The organism is Stenotrophomonas sp. OVS01A (genome assembly GCF_019969775.1).
Lineage (GTDB): Bacteria > Pseudomonadota > Gammaproteobacteria > Xanthomonadales > Xanthomonadaceae > Stenotrophomonas > Stenotrophomonas indicatrix.
This window is the reverse complement of record NZ_JAHXYV010000002.1, coordinates 102,038-117,365: the sequence shown is the minus strand read 5'-3', so window position 1 is coordinate 117,365 and position 15,328 is coordinate 102,038. Positions and strand designations below refer to the sequence as shown.

Below are 15,328 nucleotides of genomic sequence, written 5' to 3'. Positions count from 1 at the left end.
TACTGCTCCATCCACGCGTTGCGTGGGTCTACTGGTGCATCCACGCATGGCGTGGCTCTACGGCGATGCGCACCGTTGCGTGAACGGAAAATGCTGCCAGTAGATCCACGCCATGCGTGGATGGAGCCGGCCGTCAGCCGCCGGTATACGGCCCTTCGCCCGGGAGTACCTGCAGCAGCGCACCGGTGATCACGCGTGGATATACGGTGAGATGGTCTTCGCCATCAATCACGATGTTCTCCACCTGCAGCTTGCGACCGCTGCGCTGCAGCTGGCCGGCGAAGTCGGCGGTCTGCCGCAGCATGTCGTTGCCCGTTGAATAGCGCGGCCCCGACTTGACCGTCTCGTAGCCGCCGACCGACAGCAGCACGCGGATGGGCTGTGACGGCATCACGGCGGCATCCTGCATGCGCGGCAGCAGGCCCTGGTCGAACCACAGCGACGGACTGGACAGGATGTAGGTGCCGAACATGTCGGGCTGGGTCGTCAGCACGTAAGCACCCAACAGCGCGCCATAGGAATGACCCGCAAACACACGCCGGGCCGGATCGGTACGGTAGCGCGCATCGATCATCGGCAGCGCGTGGTCAGCCAGGAAGTCGCGGTAATGGGCCGCGCCGCCATAGGTCACGTCATCGCTGTAGTAGCCAGCAGGGGTGCGTACAGGATCACTGGGGGTGTAGTCGCGCGAGCGGCTCTGTTTGGAGGTCAGGCCTTCCTGCGGCGGCAACCCGACCAGGATGAAATCCTCGATGTTGACGCCCTGCTGCCCCACCAGGTTGCGCACGCTGCGCACCAGCGGAAAGCTGTACAGCGCATCGGTCACGTACACCACCGGATAACGCTTCTGCGGATGCGCCGCGTAGCCGGCAGGCAACGCCACCCACAGGGCATAGTCGCGCCCGATCGGGTCATGCACGCGCAGTGACTCGGTATCGGGCAGCACAACGCCTGGCACGGCGGTCGCGCTTTCCCTCGCTTCCTTCTGCGTTGTCGGCGGCGCCACCGACATCGCGCACCCTGTCAAGGCCAGGCAGGCCAGCACACTCCATCCACGCACACGCTGCATCCGCGCTCTCCTGTTGCGGGCGGCGCACCCATGTGGCGCCGCTGATGCATCCTCACACACCGCGTTGTTGCGCGCCAAACCCCTCTCAGGGCGACGCCGGCGGCTGTGCCGGGAACAACGTACGCAGGCCCAGCAGGGCCGCCGGGTGGTAGATGGTCGCGTGGGTCTCTTCCGGCAGCGGCTGGTACTTCACCAGCGTTGCCGGCGATGCCTGCTGCAGCACCGCCGCCAAACGTGCGCTCGACGCAGCCAGTTCCGGCTGGCCACTGCTGGCCAGGAACAGCCGCGCGCCGCTGCGCGCGACCGACGGCACCTGCTTGCCTGCGCCAGACAGCAAGGCGCCGTGGTTCCACCACAAGCTGGGGTCCAGCGCGATATAGCTGTTGAACAAGGTCGGCTCCTGCAGCAGCGTCTCGATCACGAACAACCCGGCCAGCGATTCACCGATTAACGCGCGCTCGTCTGTGGTCGCATAACGCTGGCGCACCTGCGGCATCAGTTCATCGCGCAGGAAATCACGGTACGCCGCCGAGCCACCAATGCGCGGCGCGATCTTCTGGTCCTCCGCCACGTTGCTGGGGCCGGTCATGTCGCGGCGGCGCTCGGTGTTCTCGATGCCGACCAGCAGGAACGGGCGCATGCTGCCGTTGCCGGTCAGCACCTGCACCAACCCGGCCACGTGCAGGAAGTCCTCGCCGATGCCGCCGTCGGGCATGTACAGCACCGGCAGTGGCGTCTTCGGGTCCAGGCCCCACGGCTGCGGGCGATAGACGTTGATGCGGCGGGTTTCGCCCAGCGCCGTGGATTGGATGGTGAAGGTCTCACCGATCACCAGCGGCGAAGCGGCCGCCGTCTGCGCCGTCGGTTCGGCGGCCATCAGCGGCGCGGCGGAGACAGCGGACAACAACAGCGACAGCACGATAAAGCGCAAGGGGCAGCCCATCCTAGGAAAGACGCTGAGCATAACGCCACACTGATCGCACGGCAGACTTCATATCGCCCGCTATTGCGAAGATCCGCTGGTGAACGCTCGTCATGGGTTACCGAAGGTCTGACCCCACCGCGACCCGCACGCCTTCAACGCCGGTCCAACGTGATCACCGCCTGGCAGCTCCTGAGCTGGTCGTCGGCGTCGCGTCCGATTCGAACAAGCGCTGCCGCAACCTCTGCTCGTAGTTGGGCGCCCGCATCACGTTCGCGGGCGCTGGCGGTGGCGTCGGACAAGCGACCGGTATGACAGGCGGCGAGGTCGTTGCGCAACCGGAGACTGCCAGCACGCAGGCCAGCAACCACCTCTGTTTCCACTTCGGCCGCACGCTCTCGATCTTGTTCATGCTGTTCTCCCAGCGAGGCCATCGCCCCGGTCTGTACCGCCTGCCGTTCGCGCGCTGCGCGCTCGGCCTGCATTGCCTCGGCATGCTGCAGCGACGCAACCTCTGCCTTTGCGGCATCGCTGCGATCGCCACGCCAGCCCCAGCCTGCCGCGAACATCACCGACGACCACAGCACCAGCAGCGCAATCGCGATCAATGTGCGTGGCATCCCTCACTGCTCCGCCACGCAGCGGGCATGACGCTGTTGCTGCCGTTGCCATACGCCCCAACACACCTTGTTGGGCTGTCCGTTGACCCGGGTCGAGCAGTCGTAGCCCCCTGCCCGCTTCCACAGCAGCAGCGCATCGCACGCTTGGCGGTACTCACCTCGCAGGAGATGCCGGCGCGTGGATGATCCATTCCAGTTACCGATCCCATACTGGTAAAGGAAGTCGACATAGATGTCGTACTCACCCTGTGTCAGCGCGACGCCCGGCAACGATGCGCGGAACTGCGATTCCTCGCGCGCCAGGTGCGCTTCCACGGTGCGCAGCGCACGGACGGGCGTAGTCCGGTCTCCGAGCCGGACCGGCGTGCCGTCCTCGCGCCGGGTCGAGCCAAAACCATAGGTAGGCCGATCATTGCGGGTCGGCACCACCGCCGCGTCGGTATAGCCCTCATGCTCGACAATGGCGATCAGGCCTGCGGCACTGAGGACCAGCGCGGCAACCAGGCGGCGCAGCGGCAACGCTGTGGGCGGCGTACTCATTCGCGTCCCTTCCGCCGCCACTCGCGCAGCCAGCGCCAGCACAGGTAAGCGATCTGTGCGGCGAGATAGATGATGGTCAGGACCACCACCAGGCGGTCCAAGGTGATGCCGGCGGCAAGTGCACCGGCAACGGTTACCGGCGGAGCCGATTTGGCCGCCGCTGCGCCCACTGCGCTGAAGATTTCTTCTTTCATGGAAAGTCCAGGATTTGATGCTGGCCACGACATACCGAGGTGGCCGGGAGAGGTGCCCGCCTCGCTGCCGGCTGGGCGCGAGGGTTCATCCGGTCGGGAGACGGGCGAAAGTTGAGCCCACCGCTCATGCGGCCTGGGCGATGCCTTCCATCCAGCCGCGCACGCGCTGGAAGCCCAGCTCGACCAGGTTCAGGTAATGCCGGTTGGAGACCGGTCGCTGCCCGCAGTTGGCGAGCAGCAGATTGGCGGTCTCGAAGCGCTCGACCTTGCGACGGCCGCGACCGCAGTAGTAGCCACGCAGTGCGCAGGCCATCGCCACGTTGTCACGGGCAACTGCGGTGATGATGTCTTCGATCTGCTGCGCCAGCAGGTCCGTCTCCAGTGGCTTGTACCCCTGCGCACGGCCGGGCATGTCGCCGCCATGCTCGATCAATACGGCCAGCAGGTTGCGTGATTGGAAGCCCAGGTATTCGCAGTCGCGATGCAGGGCGTATTCCCCGCCCCAGTGCTCCAGACGGCTGCGGACGTATTCGCCGAACGTATCAAGCTGCATGGTGGGCTTCTCCCTGGATGGACGACGGACCCGGCGCGAACACATCCGGGCGCAGGAATTCACGACGGACCGCACCGGCCGTGGCCAGCTCGATGCGTCGGCACAGACGGGCGCCAGGCAACTTGTGGCCGCGGGCGATCATGTAGAGGGTCCGCAGCGCACAGCCGGTCTGGTGGGCCAGACGGCGCATCACGGGGCAACTGGGGGTGCCGTAGCCCCCTTGGGAGATGGCGTAGTCGATGAGGTTCATGGCCCCACATTACCGACCCGGTAATGCCAAGTCAATACCGTTTTGGTCATTTGCTGGATTGGTAATGCAGAGCACCATTTGCAGATGGACGCCAGTACCGCCCGCACCCTCAACATGCGCCTCCGCGTTGCCGCTGCCGGCGGCCCGGCCGAATGGGCCCGCCTGTTCGGCGGCACCCGCTGGGCGCAGCCCCAGGTCAGCCAGTGGATTTCGGAGAGCAACCCGAAGAGCATCGGCCATCGTCTGGCACGCGATCTCGAGTCGGCAATGCAACTCCCGCACGGCACGCTTGATCGTGCCGATCAGGACGTTGAGATGTCGCTTCAGTCTCAATCTACGGGACTGGATTTCGAGAAGATGAGCGCTGCGGTCAAGGTGCTTTCGCACTACCTGGAGCTGGTCGGCGATCCACCGGAATGGATCTACGATCCTGTGCTGCTGGAGACCGCATTCATGGTCGTGGACGAGTTCGGTCAGCCTTCGGCCCCGGACAATGTGCTCGACCTGACGAAGCTTCTGGCAAAACGGATCAGGGAGGCGAAGGATGACTCACACGCGACTCGAGGAGCTCGCACAGCGGTTGGCCGCTAGGACCCAGGAACTGCGCGGCGGTCGCAACCCGACACCTGCCTTGCGGGTGGTGGCCGGTGAGGCACATGCAGCCCCGGGAGAACGGCGGATGGACGCCATCATGCGCGAGTGGCATTGCCGCATGATCCGCAACGTACGCCGGCGCTGGGGGGAGCCGATGCAGCATGTGATCGACCAGGCCTGTTGCGGGGTGGTGGACATCGACCAGCTCGCCGACGATGCGTTGATCCAGCTGCACAAGGATATGGAACGCGCCGAGGAGTGCATCCGCGAGGGGATTTCCTTCCACGATGCGGGGCTTCTACGCGCGCACTACGGTTGAAAGAGACCAGGCCGGTCGATTCTGACCGGCCAAAACCGCACGATTCATTACTTTTTATTCCCGAATTAATTACCTTAAAGGTAATTAATTGGTGTTGCTGGAAGATTTCCTGCGCTGGCGCCGCGGCATGCCGACCGTGGCTGCACGCGGGCAACAAAAAAGCGCCTCTCGGCGCTTTCGGGGTTGCCCGGCAGGTGATGCCGGCGCTGTCTGCGATGGTGGGCCGTGATGGATTCGAACCATCGACCAAAAGATTAAAAGTCTTCTGCTCTACCGACTGAGCTAACGGCCCATGCAACATCCCTGCCTGTCGGCGGGGTGGGCATTCTACCCTACTTTGTGCGGTAGAGAGAAATCGTCGCAGTATCGGCCTGCAGTTAAACCGTTCCATGCAGCGGACGCATCTCATGCACACTCCTTCGTCCTTCGGAGCCACGGATGCGCCTGCCCTTCTTTCTGTTCGCCTGCCTGCTGCTGCCCTGCACCGTCACCACCGCTGCGGCCCCATCGGTACAGATGGATGACATCGCCCGATTCTGGAGTACCTACGATGCCGTGCTTGCCGAGCCCGATGCCGCGCAGCGGGTGGCCCTGGTCCGCCAGCACTACGTCGAGCCGGGCAGTGCCGGCCTGCATGCGCTGATGAAGGTGCGCAACTACACCGCCGCCGAATACGCACAAGCAATGCTCGCCTGGCCGCGCTTCTGGGCCTCGGTGCGGCCGCTGACCGCCAACGCCCGGCACGCCAGCGCCACGCTCGAGCAGGATCTGGCTGTGTTCCACAGGCTCTACCCCGCCCTGCGCCCGGCCAGCATCACCTATGCGGTGGGCGTGCTGCGCACAGGCGGCACCACGCTGGGGGACCAGGTGCTGATCGGCGCGGAAATGGCACTCGGCGATGCAAGCGTGGATGTCAGCGAACTGCCGGAGCCGTTGCGCAGTCGCCTGCGGGTCTTCTACGACAGCGCGCCCGGCGCGAACAACGCGCAGAACAACCTGCATGAGTACGTGCACACCCAACAGCGCGAGACTACGGGATCGCTCGCACAGTACGCGGTGCGCGAAGGCGTGGCCGAGTACATCGCCGAGCGGATCAGCGGTCGCCGACCGGCGCTGCCGCTGTATGCCTACGGGCCGTTGCACGAATCGGAGATCCGCGCTCGCTTCAGAGCGGAGATGGATGGCGATGCGCTGGACAACTGGCTGTACAACAACGCCCGCAGCCCGTTCGGGGTGAGTGATGTGGGGTACTACGCTGGTTACCGCATCGCGCAGGAGTACATGCGGCAGCAGCCGGATGAGCAGGCGGCGATCGCGCGGATGATCGAGCTGGATTACAGCGATCCGGTTGCGGTGCGCGGTTTCATTGAAGCATCGGGTTGGCTGCCGCAGCGGTAGCGCCGGGCCGCGCCCGGCGGACAGCGCCAACCAAGGTTGGCACCTACCAGAATCAGACCTGCCGGGGCTGCCGGCCAGCGGCCGGCACTACCCGAATCCCAACATTGGTAGCGCCGGGCCGCGCCCGGCGGACAGCGCCAACCAAGGTTGGCACCTACCAGAATGAGACCTGCCGGGGAAGCCGGCCAGCGGCCGGCCCTACCAGAGCCGGTCAGGCGTACAGCGTCGGGTCGGCCACGCCGGCATCGGCGAAGCCCTGCGCGCGCAGGCGGCAGGCATCGCAATGCCCGCAGGCCGCGCCGCTGGCATCGGCGTTGTAGCAGGACACGGTCAGGCCGAAGTCCACGCCCAGTCGCACGCCTTCGCTGACGATCTGGCCCTTGCTGAGGAACTGCAGCGGCGCATGCACGGTGATGCCCGCGCCTTCCACGCCCGACTTGGTCGCCAGGTTGGCCAGCGCCTGGAAGGCGGCGATGAACTCGGGGCGGCAATCCGGGTAGCCGGAGTAGTCCACGGCGTTGACGCCACAGAAGATGTCGTTGGCACCAAGCACTTCGGCCCAGCCCAGCGCCAGCGACAGCATGATGGTGTTGCGTGCCGGCACGTAGGTGACCGGGATGCCCTCGCCGCCCGCCTCGGGCACGTCGATGTCGTCGGTCAGCGCCGAGCCGCCGATGCTGCGCAGGTCCACGTCCACAGTCTTGTGCACGATCACGCCTTGGGCCTTGGCCACGCGCGCGGCAGCATCCAGCTCGGAGGTGTGGCGCTGGCCGTAACGCACGCTCAGGGCATGCACGGCGAAGCCCTGTTCCTGGGCCATGGCGATGACGGCGGCTGAATCCATGCCGCCGGAGAGAAGCACGACTGCCTTCTTCATGGGTAAATCATCCGGTTGGGGGAGAAAGCCAGCACGCTGTCCCGCGCCGGAGCTACATCAGGAAACGCTGCGCCGGCTCATCGGCCCGGCTCGTCGTTCCACAGGATTTTATGCAACTGCATCTGGAAGCGCACCGGCAGCCGGTCTTCCACGATCCAGTCGGCCAGCTGGCGGGCAGTGATTTCGCCCTTGCTGGGTGAGAAGAACACCATCGTGCGCTGCACCAGCTGGTGTTCGGCGACCATGGCCTTGGCCCAGTCGTAGTCTTCGCGGTTGCAGATCACGAACTTGATCTGGTCACGCGTGGTCAGCAGCGGCAGGTTTTCCCAGCGGTTGCGCGCGACCTCGGCCGAGCCGGGGGTCTTGATGTCGACCACGCGCGACACGCGCGGATCGACGGCGCTGACGTCCAGCGCACCGGAAGTCTCCAGCGACACATCCAGGCCGGCGTCACACAGCTTCTGCAGCAGCACCAGGCAGCGCTTCTGCGCCAGCGGCTCGCCGCCGGTCACGCAGACGTGGCGCACGCCCTGCGCCTGCACGTGGGCGACGATGTCGTCGATGTCCCACCAGGTGCCGCCGTGGAAGGCGTAGGCGGTGTCGCAGTACTGGCAGCGCAGCGGGCAGCCGGTCAGGCGCACGAACACGGTCGGCCAACCGGCGGTATCGGCTTCGCCCTGCAGGGAGGTGAAGATCTCGGTGATCTTCAGGCGCGGCAGGGGCGACTGCACGATTTCGCTGGGCGTGGCGACGGCGGCGGACGGGGGAACGGCGGTCATGGCAGGGACTTCTTGATGGGACACGTGGCGGGTGGGCTACCGTGGCCGGTAACGAACGCAGCCGAGCATGGCTCGGCTCTACAACAGCAGCCGGTCGGGTATGGCCCGGCGGGTAATGCAAGCCGCCGGGCATGGCCCGGCGCTACCGGATCCGGACGGGTTTGCCGACCCGGAAACGAAAGCAGCCGAGCAAGGGCTCGGCGCTACGGGGAACACATTGTACGCCCGCTCAGCGGATCAGCGGATCTGATTGCCGAGGCGGATCGACTGCAGGCGGTCCTGCGCGGTACGCGCGGCATCCGAGCCCGGGTATTGCGCCACGACGGTCTCCAGCGTCTGCTGGGCCTGGTCGACTTTGCCCTCGCCGTACTGCGAGAGGCCGACCTTGAGCAGGCCGCCAGCGGCCTTGTCGTGGGTGGGATAGCGCGAGAGCAGTTCGCGGAACTGGGACTCGGCCATCGGGAAATTGCGGGTGGCGTAATAGCTTTCACCCAGCCAGTACAGCGCATTGGGGGCGTAGACGCCGTTCGGGTACAGCTCCAGGAAGCTCAGGAACAGCTGCGCCGAATCATCGTACTTGCCCGCCTTCAATGCGTCGAAGGCCACGTTGTAGGACGTACGCTCGTCACCGGTGACGGCCAGACTGCCCGGGTCACCATGGACGGAAGGCGGCCGCTCGGAAGTGGCCGCCGCTGCGGGTTTTGCCGGGGCTGCAGGAGCCTTCGGTGCGCTCGCCGGAACCGCAGGCAGGGCCGGGGCGGCAGAGCCCCCTTCCAACCGGTTCAGGCGGCTGTCCAGATCCAGGTACTGGTCCTGGGCGGTCTGCTTGAGCTGGGCGTTGTCGTGCTGGAGTTGCTCGATCGAGGCCTGCAGGCTGGTGACCTGCTGCCGCAGCTGATTGATCTGGTTCAACAGGTCCTGATTGGCACTGTTGTTGTACATCTGCTGCTCGAGCGAACCGACGCGGTCGGCCAGGCTCTGACGTTGTGCATGCGCCGGTGCGGCAGCCACGAGGGCTGCCGCAACGACCAGCATCAGTTTGATGCCAAGGCGCATGGATTACTGCGCGGTGTAGACGATTTCGACGCGACGGTTCTGCGACCAGCAGGACTCGTTCGACTCGGTGCAGACCGGACGCTCTTCACCGTAGGAAACGACGGTCAGCTGCGAAGCCGAGCCACCGTTGGCCTGCAGTGCCGAGTTGACGCCGTTGCCACGACGCTCGCCCAGGGCCTGGTTGTACGCGCGCGAACCGCGCTCGTCGGTGTGACCCTGCAGGGTGATGCGCGAGGACGGACGGTCACGCAGGTACTTGGCGTGGCAAGCCATGATGGCCTGGAATTCCGGCTTCACGTCTTCCTTGTCCAGGTCGAAGTAGACAACGCGCTGGCGCAGGCAGGCATCGGTGTCCAGGTCGCCCGGGCCGTACAGGCCGGAGGTGGACGGACCGGTCGGGGTGGTGGTCGAGGTGCCGGTATCGACCGGAGCCGGGGCTTCTTCCTTGACCTTCTTCGAGCAACCGGCCAGGACGGCCACAGACAGCAGGGAAACAAGCAGAACGCGGGTGGACTTGTTCATGGCGATACCTTTGTGGCTCCTAAGCCGATGAGGGGTTCAATACAGAGAAAATATTAACACTCTTTTAGCGCTGGGTACGGTATGGGGACCATGCCGGCTCGCGCACATCACCGTCTGCCAGAACCAGGCGCTGGCGCACGCGCGCATCGGCCGAGACGGCGTACAGCACACCACGACCACCCTCACGGGCGGCATACAGCACCATGCTCGCGTTGGGCGCGAAGCTCGGCGATTCGTCCAGCGAACCCGGCGACAGCGTGCTCCAGCGGGGCGAACCCAGCGAGCTGTCCATCAGGGCGATCTTGTAGCTGTTGCCCGAACCCTGGGCGACAGCGATCTTCTTGCCGTCGTAGGACACCGAAGGCTTGGCGTTGTAGTTGCCCTGGAAGGTCACGCGCTCGGCGCTGCCACCACCGGCACCGACCTTGTAGACCTGCGGACGGCCGCCGCGGTCGGAGGTGAAGTACACCGCGCTGCCGTCCGGCGCCCAGGTCGGCTCGGTATCGATGGCGAAGTGGTTGGTCAGCTGGGTCAGCTGCTTGCTGCCCAGATCCATCACGTAGATTTCCGGGTTGCCCGAGCGCGACAGGGTCAGGGCCAGCTTGCGGCCGTCCGGCGAGAAGGCCGGGGCGCTGTTGATGCCGCGGAAGCTGGTGACCAGCTCACGGGCGCCGGTGGAGATGTTCTGGATGTAGATGGCCGAATTGCCACGCTCGAAGCTGACGTAGGCCAGCTTGTTGCCATCCGGGCTCCACGACGGCGACAGCAGCGGCTCGGCCGAACGCACGATGGTCTGCGGGTTGAAGCCGTCCGAATCGGCCACCATCAGCGCGTAGCGCATGGCGTCGCCCTTGCCGCTGGCGGTCACGTAGGCGATGCGGGTCCAGAAGGCACCACGGACACCGGTGATCTTCTCGTAGATGGCGTCGGCCATCTGGTGGGCAACGTCGCGCATGGCATTGCCACGTGCGGTCATCGCCAGGCCCAGCAGGCGCTCGCCCTTGGGCACGTCGAACAGTTCGTACTCGACGCGGTAGGCGCCGGCACCGGCGTCCATGACCCGGCCGACGACGATGTAGTTCTGCTTCAGCGCGCGCCAGGTGGCGAACTGGATGTCACCGCCACGAATCGGCTTTTCGACGATCTGCGCTTCGGGCAGCGTGCGGAACTGGCCCGAACGTTCAAGGTCGGCACGGACCACGCCGGCGACGTCGGTCTGCGGAGCACCGGCTGCACCCTGGTAGGGCATCGGCACGATGGTGATCGGGAGGGCGGAGGCATTGCCGCCGATGATGTCGATATCCAGCCCCTTCTGCTGCGCGACGGCAGCAAAGGGCAGCAACAGGGCCGCAAACACGGCAAGCCAGCGAGGCATCTTCTTCATGGAGCGCTCAAATAGGGGGAACCGGAACGAGGGATAACAAAACGGCAGTGAACCGCTTCGCAATCATGAACCAAGGGTACGTGAATTCCTGGTCAGTGCCAGCCGGGTCTCTCACATGCCGTTAACGTCGCGGCCACCTTTCGTGCGAATGACGCGTCCCAAGCATGGCGTGGACGGGCCCGCACGATCCAGAGCTAAAGGCGTCATTGGATGACGGGACAGCCCCAAAGGGCTGCCCTGCCCCGCGCCTCAGCGATCCTGGGCGGTGAACGTGAAGTTGATCGTGCGTGCGAATACCTGCTCGAAACCGCGGTACGGCAGCGGCTGGGCGTTGAGCACGGCGGCCTCGATCGAGCGCTTGCCGGCTTCATCGAACGGGCAGCCGGCGCTGACCGTGGCGCTGCGGACGGTACCGCCCGGCAACTGGTTGATGGTGATCTGGCAGCGTTGGCCCAGCGGCACGCTGTCCGGACGCACCCACTGCGCCAGCACCTTGGCCTGGATGGCCGCCGCGTACTTGGCAGACAGATCATCACTGCTGCCACCACCACCGGCAGCCGGCTGTGCTGCACCACTGGCACCGGCAGCAGCCGTGCCTGCGGCATTGCGCGCGGCAGCGACCTGGCGCAGCTTCTGCTCGGCCAGCTTGGCTTCCTTCTCGGCCTGCTCGCGGCGGGCGCGGATGTCGGCGATCTTCTTCTGCTTCTCGGCTTCCGCCTTGTCAGCGGCCAGGCGCTCCTGCTCGGCCTGCTTCTTCTTGGCATCCGCTTCCTGCTGCTTGGCCAGACGCAGCTTCTGCTCGGCCTCTTCCTGGCGCTTGCGCTCGGTCAGGTCGATCTGCTCCTGGCGGCGCTTGGCTTCCTGCTCCTGCTTGGCCTTTTCCTGCGAGATCGCCAACGCGCTGACCGCGTCCTGGTCCTTGGTATCGGGCTGCGCCACGCGCTCCTGCGCCTGTTGCTGCTGCGGCGTCGGTGCGTCCTGCGGGCGCGGCTCTTCAATCGGCTGCGGCGGCGGGATGGTGTCTTCCGGCACAGGGATCGGTTCGGCCACCGGCGGCGGCAGGTCTTCCAGCTTTTCCGACTGGCGCAGGGCCTGGCGGGCGGCGGCGGCTTCGGACGCAGACAGCGCCAAGCTGGCCTCGACCGAGGGATCACCTGCGGCGGCATCGGTATTGCGCTGCGGTGACCACAGCCAGGCGCCGATGAAGATCAACGCGACCAGCAGGTGCACCAGCACGGCCAGCACCATCGGCTGGCCCCAGCCGGGTTCCTGCTTGTGCGGTGGCGGCAGGGCGTCAGCGTGCATCGGTGGCCAGGCCTACCTTGTCCACGTTGGCGCGCTTGATCACGTCCATCGCCGCGATGACCTTTTCATAGGCCACGGCACGGTCGGCGGCGACGATCACGCGCACTCCCTTGTCCTGCGCGGCGATGCCGGACAGGTGGCCCTGCAGTTCCTCGGCAGTGACGGCCGTGGGTTCCTTGGCGTCGGGCAGCTTCAGGCTGAGCTGGCCGTCCTGGCGCACCGAGACGATCACCGGGTCCTGCTTGCTTTCCAGCGCCTTGGCGTTGGAATTGGGCAGGTCGACATCGAAGCTCAGGGTGAGCAGTGGCGCGGTGACCATGAAGATGATCAACAGCACCAGCATGACGTCGATATAGGGAACGACGTTGATTTCCGATTTCAGCTTGCGGCGCTTGCGGCGACCGATGGCAGCGGACATGGCTTGGACTCCCGGGTCTGGCGCTTACTCGTCGCCAGCGCTCTGGCGCTGCAGGATCGAGCTGAACTCGTCGGCGAAGGTCTCGAAACGCACCGACATGCGCTCCACGCGGGTGGTGAAGCGGTTGTAGGCCCACACTGCCGGGATCGCCACGAACAGGCCGATGGCAGTGGCGAACAGCGCTTCGGAGATGCCCGGGGCGACGGCGGCGATACCGGCCTGGGCGCCGCTGCTGATCATGTCGTGCATGGTCACCATGATGCCGAACACGGTACCCACCAGGCCCACGTACGGGGCGGTCGAGCCGATGTTGGCCAGCAGTTCCAGGTTGCGCTCGAGCTGGTCGACTTCGCGGGTGTAGGTGGTGCGCATGGCGCGCTGGGCACCTTCCAGCTGGGCACGGCCATCCAGCCGGCGCTTGTCGCGCAGGCGGGTGTACTCGCGGAAACCGGCTTCGAAGATGGCTTCCAGGCCGCCGACATTGCGGCTGCGGTCGGTGGCCGAGCTGTACAGCTTGCCCAGGTCGGCACCGGACCAGAAGCGGTTCTCGAACTCGTCGGCTTCGCGGGTGGCCTGCTTGAAGATGCGGGCCTTGCGGAAAATGATCACCCAGCTGACGAACGAGCCGACCAGCAGCGCCAGCACGATGATCTTCACCGGCAAGCTGGCCTTGGCCATCAGTTCGAGGTAGTTGATGCCGCCGCCGGTGGTGGCCTGGGCAAGGGTCTGGGTCGCGGCATTGCTGACGTCAGCCGGCAAAGCCTCGGTGACCGTGGCCTGCAGGGCCAGGAGCGTTGCGATCATCCGTTGTTCCTCAAGAGTTCTGTTCGGATTCGGGGTGGAGGTGGGATTGCAGCGCGGCAAGGACGGCATCGTCCATGCCACGCGGGCGGAAACTGGCCGCGTCCAGTGCGGCGATGCGGACCTGTGCGGACAGCAGCAGCTGGCCGTCGCGCAGGACCTGCTGGTCGAAGACCATGCTGGCCTTCTTCAGCTGGACCAGGGTGGCGCTTACCTGCAGCTGGTCATCCAGCCGTGCCGGCTTGATGAAATCCATCTGCATGGAGCGCACCGCGAATACCATGCCGTGCTCGGACCGCATGCGCTCCTGGCCGTAGCCCAGCGCGCGCATCCATTCGGTCCGGGCCCGTTCCATGAAGGCCACGTAGCGGGCGTGGTAGACCACCCCGCCAGCGTCGGTATCTTCCCAGTAAATGCGTGTCGGCCAACTGAATCGCGGTTCAACCGACATCGGGGACCTCGGCAAACAGGTCCTGTGGCGGGTTCTTCGGCTTCAGGCCCATGTGCCGGTAGGCCTTGTGGGTCGCCATGCGGCCACGCGCGGTGCGCACCAGGAAGCCCTGCTGGATCAGGTACGGCTCGACCACGTCTTCCAGCGTGCCACGCTCTTCGGACAGCGCCGCGGCGAGCGACTCGATGCCCACCGGGCCACCGTCGAAGTAATCGACCATGGTCTTCAGCAGCCGGCGGTCAAGCTCGTCGAAGCCTTCCGGGTCGACCTTGAGCATCTGCATTGCGGCCTGGGCCACGGTCTGGTCGATGTGGCCACCGGCCTTGACCTGGGCGTAATCGCGCACGCGGCGCAGCAGGCGGTTGGCGATACGCGGGGTGCCACGCGCGCGGCGCGCGATCTCCCCTGCCCCGTCGGCGGTGCAGTCGATGGCCAGGATCGCGGCCGAGCGGCGCACGATGCGGGTCAGTTCTTCGACGCTGTAGAACTCCAGGCGCTGGACGATGCCGAAGCGGTCGCGCAGCGGTGCGGTCAGCAGGCCGGCGCGGGTGGTGGCGCCGATCAGGGTGAACGGCGGCAGGTCGATCTTGATCGAGCGCGCCGCAGGGCCCTCGCCGATCATGATGTCGATCTGGAAATCTTCCATCGCCGGATACAGCACTTCTTCCACCACCGGCGACAGGCGATGGATCTCGTCGATGAACAGCACATCGTGCGGCTGCAGGTTGGTCAGCAGCGCGGCCAGATCGCCGGCCTTCTCGATCACCGGGCCGGAGGTCACGCGCAGGGCCACGCCCAGTTCGTTGGCGATGACGTGGCTAAGGGTGGTCTTGCCCAGGCCGGGTGGGCCGAAGATCAGGACGTGGTCCAGCGCGTCGCCACGACCCTTGGCGGCCTGGATGTAGATCTCCATCTGCTCGCGCACCGGCACCTGGCCGAGATAGTCGGCAAGTCGCTTGGGTCGGATGCTGGCGTCGGCGGCGTCATCCTCGCGGGTGGCGCCGGCGGCGATGATGCGGTCGTCGGTCATGTGCTGATTATGCGGTAAAAGCGGGGAGATTCGGCCGGGCTGCGCCCGGCACCCGCAGAAGCAACTGCAACTTCAACTGCCGAAGCGACAGCAGAAGCAGGTTTCCTGATGGATGGCGGGGTGGGTCCGGTTGCGGGGGACGCCGTAAACCCATCCATGGGGGCTTGGCCGCGGCATCCATGCCGCGGACACCCCCGCAACCGGACCCACCCCGCCTTCGACAGATCTCCGCGATCTGCCGGAATG

20 protein-coding genes and 1 tRNA gene are annotated in these 15,328 nt (G+C 65.9%); 3 read left to right on the top strand and 18 right to left on the bottom strand.

Going from position 1 to position 15,328, the window contains the following annotated elements:
* Positions 1–133 precede the first annotated feature (133 nt).
* The 7 genes from LC407_RS09460 to LC407_RS09430 form a co-directional block, all read right to left on the bottom strand.
* Complete coding sequence (locus LC407_RS09460; protein ID WP_223482725.1) at positions 134–1,069, bottom strand: alpha/beta hydrolase-fold protein; 936 nt, start codon at positions 1,067–1,069, stop codon at positions 134–136.
* 85 nt (positions 1,070–1,154) lie between these two features.
* A complete protein-coding gene (locus LC407_RS09455) occupies positions 1,155–2,000 on the bottom strand; it encodes an alpha/beta hydrolase-fold protein (RefSeq protein ID WP_223482724.1) in 846 nt (281 codons plus the stop codon).
* 146 nt (positions 2,001–2,146) lie between these two features.
* The gene (locus tag LC407_RS09450) at positions 2,147–2,599 is read right to left on the bottom strand and encodes a lysis system i-spanin subunit Rz (protein WP_223482723.1); all 453 of its coding nucleotides are present in this window, start codon (positions 2,597–2,599) and stop codon (positions 2,147–2,149) included.
* Positions 2,600–2,614: 15 nt separating this feature from the next.
* Complete coding sequence (locus LC407_RS09445) at positions 2,615–3,151, bottom strand: lysozyme (protein ID WP_223482722.1); 537 nt, start codon at positions 3,149–3,151, stop codon at positions 2,615–2,617.
* Complete coding sequence (locus LC407_RS09440; RefSeq protein WP_025874660.1) at positions 3,148–3,345, bottom strand: hypothetical protein; 198 nt, start codon at positions 3,343–3,345, stop codon at positions 3,148–3,150. The genes LC407_RS09445 and LC407_RS09440 overlap by 4 nt, the downstream gene beginning before the upstream one ends.
* A gap of 124 nt (positions 3,346–3,469) precedes the next feature.
* Positions 3,470–3,898 carry a hypothetical protein gene (locus tag LC407_RS09435; RefSeq protein WP_025874661.1) on the bottom strand — a complete coding sequence of 143 codons (429 nt, stop codon included), beginning with the start codon at positions 3,896–3,898 and terminating at the stop codon, positions 3,470–3,472.
* Positions 3,888–4,148 (bottom strand): YdaS family helix-turn-helix protein, encoded by a 261-nt coding sequence (locus tag LC407_RS09430; protein WP_025874662.1) that lies wholly within the window; start codon positions 4,146–4,148, stop codon positions 3,888–3,890. The genes LC407_RS09435 and LC407_RS09430 overlap by 11 nt, the downstream gene beginning before the upstream one ends.
* 84 nt (positions 4,149–4,232) lie before the next feature.
* Between LC407_RS09430 and LC407_RS09425 the strand changes: the two genes are divergently transcribed.
* Together LC407_RS09425 and LC407_RS09420 are read left to right on the top strand one after the other, a co-directional pair.
* Positions 4,233–4,739: a hypothetical protein gene (locus LC407_RS09425; RefSeq protein ID WP_032951727.1), complete on the top strand. Its 507-nt coding sequence runs from the start codon at positions 4,233–4,235 to the stop codon at positions 4,737–4,739.
* Positions 4,740–4,827: 88 nt separating this feature from the next.
* Complete coding sequence (locus tag LC407_RS09420; RefSeq protein WP_025874663.1) at positions 4,828–5,061, top strand: hypothetical protein; 234 nt, start codon at positions 4,828–4,830, stop codon at positions 5,059–5,061.
* Between the two features lie 216 nt (positions 5,062–5,277).
* On the opposite strand, the gene LC407_RS09415 is transcribed toward LC407_RS09420, so the two are convergent.
* Positions 5,278–5,353 (bottom strand) — tRNA-Lys (locus LC407_RS09415).
* A 146-nt stretch (positions 5,354–5,499) separates the two neighbouring features.
* Between LC407_RS09415 and LC407_RS09410 the strand changes: the two genes are divergently transcribed.
* Positions 5,500–6,459 carry a DUF2268 domain-containing putative Zn-dependent protease gene (locus LC407_RS09410; protein WP_223482721.1) on the top strand — a complete coding sequence of 320 codons (960 nt, stop codon included), beginning with the start codon at positions 5,500–5,502 and terminating at the stop codon, positions 6,457–6,459.
* A 211-nt stretch (positions 6,460–6,670) separates the two neighbouring features.
* On the opposite strand, the gene queC is transcribed toward LC407_RS09410, so the two are convergent.
* From queC to ruvB, 10 genes are all read right to left on the bottom strand, one after another.
* Positions 6,671–7,336 (bottom strand): 7-cyano-7-deazaguanine synthase QueC, encoded by a 666-nt coding sequence (queC, locus tag LC407_RS09405; RefSeq protein WP_032975132.1) that lies wholly within the window; start codon positions 7,334–7,336, stop codon positions 6,671–6,673.
* A gap of 77 nt (positions 7,337–7,413) precedes the next feature.
* Positions 7,414–8,115 (bottom strand): 7-carboxy-7-deazaguanine synthase QueE, encoded by a 702-nt coding sequence (queE, locus tag LC407_RS09400; RefSeq protein WP_025874666.1) that lies wholly within the window; start codon positions 8,113–8,115, stop codon positions 7,414–7,416.
* A gap of 237 nt (positions 8,116–8,352) precedes the next feature.
* Positions 8,353–9,171 (bottom strand): tol-pal system protein YbgF, encoded by an 819-nt coding sequence (gene ybgF / locus LC407_RS09395; protein ID WP_025874667.1) that lies wholly within the window; start codon positions 9,169–9,171, stop codon positions 8,353–8,355.
* Positions 9,172–9,174: 3 nt separating this feature from the next.
* Positions 9,175–9,693: a peptidoglycan-associated lipoprotein Pal gene (pal, locus tag LC407_RS09390; RefSeq protein ID WP_025874668.1), complete on the bottom strand. Its 519-nt coding sequence runs from the start codon at positions 9,691–9,693 to the stop codon at positions 9,175–9,177.
* A 64-nt stretch (positions 9,694–9,757) separates the two neighbouring features.
* Complete coding sequence (gene tolB, locus LC407_RS09385) at positions 9,758–11,077, bottom strand: Tol-Pal system beta propeller repeat protein TolB (protein ID WP_025874669.1); 1,320 nt, start codon at positions 11,075–11,077, stop codon at positions 9,758–9,760.
* A 249-nt stretch (positions 11,078–11,326) separates the two neighbouring features.
* Positions 11,327–12,382, bottom strand: coding sequence for a cell envelope integrity protein TolA (gene tolA, locus LC407_RS09380; RefSeq protein WP_025874670.1), 1,056 nt, complete (start codon positions 12,380–12,382; stop codon positions 11,327–11,329).
* The gene (tolR, locus tag LC407_RS09375; RefSeq protein WP_025874671.1) at positions 12,372–12,800 is read right to left on the bottom strand and encodes a protein TolR; all 429 of its coding nucleotides are present in this window, start codon (positions 12,798–12,800) and stop codon (positions 12,372–12,374) included. Before tolR ends, tolA begins: the two co-directional genes overlap by 11 nt.
* A gap of 24 nt (positions 12,801–12,824) precedes the next feature.
* Positions 12,825–13,604: a protein TolQ gene (gene tolQ / locus LC407_RS09370; RefSeq protein WP_025874672.1), complete on the bottom strand. Its 780-nt coding sequence runs from the start codon at positions 13,602–13,604 to the stop codon at positions 12,825–12,827.
* A gap of 10 nt (positions 13,605–13,614) precedes the next feature.
* Positions 13,615–14,052 carry a tol-pal system-associated acyl-CoA thioesterase gene (gene ybgC / locus LC407_RS09365; RefSeq protein WP_208081907.1) on the bottom strand — a complete coding sequence of 146 codons (438 nt, stop codon included), beginning with the start codon at positions 14,050–14,052 and terminating at the stop codon, positions 13,615–13,617.
* The gene (ruvB, locus tag LC407_RS09360) at positions 14,042–15,082 is read right to left on the bottom strand and encodes a Holliday junction branch migration DNA helicase RuvB (protein WP_025874674.1); all 1,041 of its coding nucleotides are present in this window, start codon (positions 15,080–15,082) and stop codon (positions 14,042–14,044) included. The genes ybgC and ruvB overlap by 11 nt, the downstream gene beginning before the upstream one ends.
* Between the last annotated feature and the right edge of the window lie 246 nt (positions 15,083–15,328).

Excerpts from the sequence above, each read along its gene's own strand:
- tolR (WP_025874671.1), bottom strand. The coding sequence starts at position 12,800 with ATGTCCGCTGCCATCGGTCGCCGCAAGCGCCGCAAGCTGAAATCGGAA.
- tolB (WP_025874669.1), bottom strand. The coding sequence starts at position 11,077 with ATGAAGAAGATGCCTCGCTGGCTTGCCGTGTTTGCGGCCCTGTTGCTG.
- queE (WP_025874666.1), bottom strand. The coding sequence starts at position 8,115 with ATGACCGCCGTTCCCCCGTCCGCCGCCGTCGCCACGCCCAGCGAAATC.
- tolA (WP_025874670.1), bottom strand. The coding sequence starts at position 12,382 with ATGCACGCTGACGCCCTGCCGCCACCGCACAAGCAGGAACCCGGCTGG.
- LC407_RS09460 (WP_223482725.1), bottom strand. The coding sequence starts at position 1,069 with ATGCAGCGTGTGCGTGGATGGAGTGTGCTGGCCTGCCTGGCCTTGACA.
- queC (WP_032975132.1), bottom strand. The coding sequence starts at position 7,336 with ATGAAGAAGGCAGTCGTGCTTCTCTCCGGCGGCATGGATTCAGCCGCC.
- ybgC (WP_208081907.1), bottom strand. The coding sequence starts at position 14,052 with ATGTCGGTTGAACCGCGATTCAGTTGGCCGACACGCATTTACTGGGAA.
- tolQ (WP_025874672.1), bottom strand. The coding sequence starts at position 13,604 with ATGATCGCAACGCTCCTGGCCCTGCAGGCCACGGTCACCGAGGCTTTG.
- LC407_RS09430 (WP_025874662.1), bottom strand. The coding sequence starts at position 4,148 with ATGAACCTCATCGACTACGCCATCTCCCAAGGGGGCTACGGCACCCCC.
- LC407_RS09425 (WP_032951727.1), top strand. The coding sequence starts at position 4,233 with ATGGACGCCAGTACCGCCCGCACCCTCAACATGCGCCTCCGCGTTGCC.
- LC407_RS09445 (WP_223482722.1), bottom strand. The coding sequence starts at position 3,151 with ATGAGTACGCCGCCCACAGCGTTGCCGCTGCGCCGCCTGGTTGCCGCG.
- LC407_RS09420 (WP_025874663.1), top strand. The coding sequence starts at position 4,828 with ATGGACGCCATCATGCGCGAGTGGCATTGCCGCATGATCCGCAACGTA.
- LC407_RS09435 (WP_025874661.1), bottom strand. The coding sequence starts at position 3,898 with ATGCAGCTTGATACGTTCGGCGAATACGTCCGCAGCCGTCTGGAGCAC.
- LC407_RS09410 (WP_223482721.1), top strand. The coding sequence starts at position 5,500 with ATGCGCCTGCCCTTCTTTCTGTTCGCCTGCCTGCTGCTGCCCTGCACC.
- LC407_RS09440 (WP_025874660.1), bottom strand. The coding sequence starts at position 3,345 with ATGAAAGAAGAAATCTTCAGCGCAGTGGGCGCAGCGGCGGCCAAATCG.
- ruvB (WP_025874674.1), bottom strand. The coding sequence starts at position 15,082 with ATGACCGACGACCGCATCATCGCCGCCGGCGCCACCCGCGAGGATGAC.
- ybgF (WP_025874667.1), bottom strand. The coding sequence starts at position 9,171 with ATGCGCCTTGGCATCAAACTGATGCTGGTCGTTGCGGCAGCCCTCGTG.
- pal (WP_025874668.1), bottom strand. The coding sequence starts at position 9,693 with ATGAACAAGTCCACCCGCGTTCTGCTTGTTTCCCTGCTGTCTGTGGCC.